The sequence below is a fragment of the Acinetobacter sp. RF14B genome (assembly GCF_006864105.1).
Classification (GTDB): Bacteria; Pseudomonadota; Gammaproteobacteria; order Pseudomonadales; family Moraxellaceae; genus Acinetobacter; species Acinetobacter lwoffii_C.
The window spans coordinates 1-500 of the sequence record NZ_SMTB01000249.1 but is presented as its reverse complement, the minus strand read 5'-3'; the positions used below and the strand labels follow the sequence as shown (position 1 = coordinate 500).

Annotated in this window: 1 protein-coding gene; it reads left to right on the top strand. The window is 53.2% G+C overall.

The window, feature by feature from the left end; genetic code table 11:
• Positions 1 to 500: UPF0149 family protein YgfB (gene ygfB / locus E2K52_RS14790; protein WP_151205724.1), on the top strand; the 500-nt coding region annotated here is incomplete at both ends.

Below are 500 nucleotides of genomic sequence, written 5' to 3'. Positions count from 1 at the left end.
ACAAGGGACGGGTCTGACCCCTGCTGAGATGCATGGTTTAATCAGTGGGATGATATGTGGCGGTAACGATGACAGCTCATGGCTACCGCTACTTCACGACCTGACGAACGAAGGCATGGCTTTCGGTCATGAGCTGGCACAGGCACTGCGTAAAATGCACTCTGCCACCAGCGATGCCCTGCAGGATGACGGCTTCCTTTTTCAGCTTTATCTGCCTGATGGCGATGATGTCAGCGTTTTCGATCGGGCTGATGCATTGGCAGGTTGGGTCAATCACTTCCTGCTTGGTCTTGGCGTTACGCAACCGAAGCTGGATAAAGTGACCGGCGAAACCGGTGAAGCTATCGACGATCTGCGTAACATTGCGCAACTGGGTTACGACGAAGACGAAGATCAGGAAGAGCTTGAAATGTCGCTTGAAGAGATCATCGAATACGTTCGTGTTGCCGCGCTGTTATGCCACGACACCTTTACTCATCCGCAACCGACCGCGCCAGAAG